At 65.2% G+C, this 3,060-nt stretch carries 3 protein-coding genes; all 3 read left to right on the top strand.

Going from position 1 to position 3,060, the window contains the following annotated elements; genetic code table 11:
* On the top strand, positions 1-669 hold a 669-nt coding region (locus tag ACLP25_RS18500), incomplete at its 5' end, for a lysylphosphatidylglycerol synthase domain-containing protein (RefSeq protein WP_442470636.1).
* Complete coding sequence (gene hpnI, locus ACLP25_RS18495; RefSeq protein ID WP_442470635.1) at positions 669-1,799, top strand: bacteriohopanetetrol glucosamine biosynthesis glycosyltransferase HpnI; 1,131 nt, start codon at positions 669-671, stop codon at positions 1,797-1,799. The genes ACLP25_RS18500 and hpnI, both read left to right, overlap by 1 nt.
* Before the next feature lie 308 nt (positions 1,800-2,107).
* Positions 2,108-2,965 carry a hopanoid biosynthesis-associated protein HpnK gene (gene hpnK, locus ACLP25_RS18490; RefSeq protein WP_442470637.1) on the top strand — a complete coding sequence of 286 codons (858 nt, stop codon included), beginning with the start codon at positions 2,108-2,110 and terminating at the stop codon, positions 2,963-2,965.
* Positions 2,966-3,060: the final 95 nt, after the last annotated feature.

The following is a 3,060-nucleotide window of genomic DNA, read 5'->3' as shown; positions in this document are numbered from 1 at the left end:
CTGTCCGCCGCGAGCGTCTTGGTCGACGTATTGGTTCAAGCGATACCGCATATCCTGTTCGCGATGGTCGGCCTCGCGACGCTCGCCACGATGGGAAATGCGAGCGGCGTCGGCCGGACGGTCGCGATCGCGACCGTCCTCGCCGTTCCAGCGCTCGCCGGCTTCTACCTCGTGCAACGGCGCGTCGGGCAGCGTGTCGTCAAATGGCTCTGGGCGCGGGTCGTCGGCGATCGTGAGTGGCTCTCGTTTGGCGCGATCGACGCGCTCTATTCGCGCCTGGATTTGCTCTACGCCAATCTCGCAGGGCTCTTGGCGGCAGCGTCAATAAACATGGCAGTTTGGTTCTTAGGTGTGCTCGAAGTGTGGGCGATCCTGTTCTTTATCGGGTTGCCTGCGAACTATCCCGAGGCGCTGGTCATCGAGAGCCTCACGCAGGCGATTCGCGGCGCGGCCTTCGTCATTCCGGGAGCGCTTGGCGCGCAGGAAGGCGGCCTTGTCGCCATTTGCGCGATTTTCGGCGTGCCCGCAGATGTCGCCATTGCGATGTCCCTGATCAAGCGTGTGCCCGACATCGTCTTCGGCGTTCCAAGCCTCCTCGGATGGCAGTTGCTTGAGGGACGGATCTTCTTTACCGACCGGCCGGTCGCTGAAGAGCCTCGGGGGAGTTAATGGCGGGGATGCTTGCGGTCGCCTTTTTGTTGGTCGCCGGCGCTGGGTGCCTCTATCTCGGCTACGCCGCCGTGCTCTCCGTCGGATTCATTGCCGAGCCCGCGACAACGTCGGCCGTGTCGCCCCCAATCACCATTCTCAAACCCTTGCGGGGCGACGAAACCGCACTGTTTGGGAACCTCGCGTCTTTCTGCACACAGGACTATCCCGCGCCGGTCCAGATTATTTTCGGCGTGCAGACGGCCGACGACAAGGCGATCGACGTCGTGAAGCGCCTTGAAGCAGAGTTCCCGGACCGAGACATGCGCCTCGTCGTCGACTCGGCGACGCACGGTTCGAATCGGAAAATCTCCAACCTGATCAATATGACGCCGGCCATCAAATATGATTGTGTCGTTCTCGCCGATAGCGATATCGAGGCGCCGGAGGGCTATCTCCGGCGCCTCGCGGCACCGCTCGATCGGCCGGGCGTCGGCGCCGTGACCTGCCTTTATCATGGCGTTCCCGTCGCCGGTTTCTGGTCAAAGCTGTCGGCGCTCGCGATCGACGCGCATTTTCTCCCAAATGTGCTCGTCGGCCTGCGCTCGGGGATGGCGACGCCCTGCTTCGGGTCGACCATAGCGCTGCGGCGTGGCGAACTCGACGCCATCGGCGGGTTCGCGAGGTTTTCCGACGTCCTCGCCGACGATTACGCGCTCGGGGCCGCTCTGCGAGCCAAGGGGCTGGAAGTCGCCTTTCCGCGCTTTCTTGTGGGCCACAGCTGCGCCGAAACCTCGCTTGCCGAGTTCTGGAGCCACGAGGTGCGCTGGGCGCGTACGATCCGGACCGTCAACCCCTGGGGACACCTGGGCTCGGCGGTAACGCACCCCCTCGCCTTCGCCCTCCTGGCCGCGGCGACCGGAGCGCCGGCCGCAGGCTTCACGCTCGCGGTTCTTGCCATTGCATGCCGGATTGTACTCTTGCATGCCACGGCGCGCTGCTACGGCCTCCGTGCGCCGGCCTATTGGCTCGTCCCGCTTCGTGATCTTTTTTCGTTCGCGACATTCGCCTGGAGCTATTGCGGCCAGGATTTGACCTGGCGAGGCGAGCGTTATCACGTGCTTCGGAACGGCGTTTTGACCGCAGATTGAAAGAACCGACGCGACATGATGCGATCGCTTTTCCTGCAAGCTCCGTCCTTCGACGGCTTCGACGGCGGCGCCGGATCCCGGTGTCAGGCCCCGCGGGAAACCCCGTCCTTCTTCTGCGCTATTCCCATCTCAAGCACGCGGAGATTTTCCAGTCGGTGGAGGTTTTCTACCGGAGTTTCTATTTCCGCGTTCCCGAAGATCGCGGCGATCGTCGGCGAAATGGGGCGGAGCCCCGAGGCGATGAAGCGGCGATTGCAGGAGGGAGTCGAGTTCTTCCGCTTCCTCAAGGAACGCCGCGAGGTCGCGCTCTGAAGCGGCTCATCATCACGGCCGACGATTTTGGCTTGGCGAACGCGGTCAACGAGGCCGTCGAGCAGGGGCATAGCGACGGCGTCCTCAGTGCGGCGAGCCTGATGGTGGGCGGCGCGGCGGCGCCGGACGCCGTGCGCCGCGCCCGGCGCATGCCGCAGCTCAGGGTGGGGCTCCATCTGACCCTGGTCGACGACTGGCCGATTCTTCCGGCCGAAGCCATTCCAGACCTTGTCGTAAAGGCGGGTCCGTCGACCGGCCGGCTACGCAACGATCTCGCGTCGCTGGGGCTCGCCATTGCGACGAGAGCCTCGGTCCGAAGCCAGGTCCGCTCGGAAATCAGGGCGCAGTTCGAGGCCTATCGGGCGACCGGGCTGGCGCTCGACCACGTGAACGCACACCGCCACTATCATCTTCACCCGACGATCCTGAGCGAGATTCTCGCGATCGGCGCCGACTACGGCGCGCGCGCGTTGCGGACCCCTATTGAGCCGCTGTCGGACTTGCGGCGCGTGGCGCCGACGCCCCGGCCGCCGGTCGCTATTCTCATGGCGCCTTGGGCGGCGGCGATGCGCCGGCGAGTCCATAATGCCGGCTGGGTCTCAGTGGATCGCGTTTTCGGTCTCGCCTGGTCCGGGCGCATGACCGAGCAGCGGATCGCCGGCCTCCTTAGCAACCTGCCGCCGGGTTGCACAGAAATCTATACCCATCCGGCGACGTCAGCCGACTTCGACGGCGCGGCGAAGGGCTACGCTTACGCCGAGGAGTTGGCCGCGCTCATGTCTTCGCGCTGCCGGGAAGCCGTTCGTGAAACCGCGGCGACGGTCGGAGGCTATGCCGACATGGTGGGCCCGTGATCGAGTCTCTCTGCGCGCGGCGCCAGAGTCCGGCTCGGGCGGGCGGCGCGGCGGCTCATTTTTGTCGAAAGCGCGGCATTCGGTATAGTCCCGGG

The sequence above is a fragment of the Roseiarcus sp. genome (assembly GCF_052145395.1).
In the GTDB taxonomy this organism is placed as follows: domain Bacteria; phylum Pseudomonadota; class Alphaproteobacteria; order Rhizobiales; family Beijerinckiaceae; genus Roseiarcus.
Note: the sequence above shows the minus strand (reverse complement) of the source record. Positions and strands in the feature narration are given on the sequence as shown.

Excerpts from the sequence above, each read along its gene's own strand:
- hpnI (WP_442470635.1), top strand. The coding sequence starts at position 669 with ATGGCGGGGATGCTTGCGGTCGCCTTTTTGTTGGTCGCCGGCGCTGGG.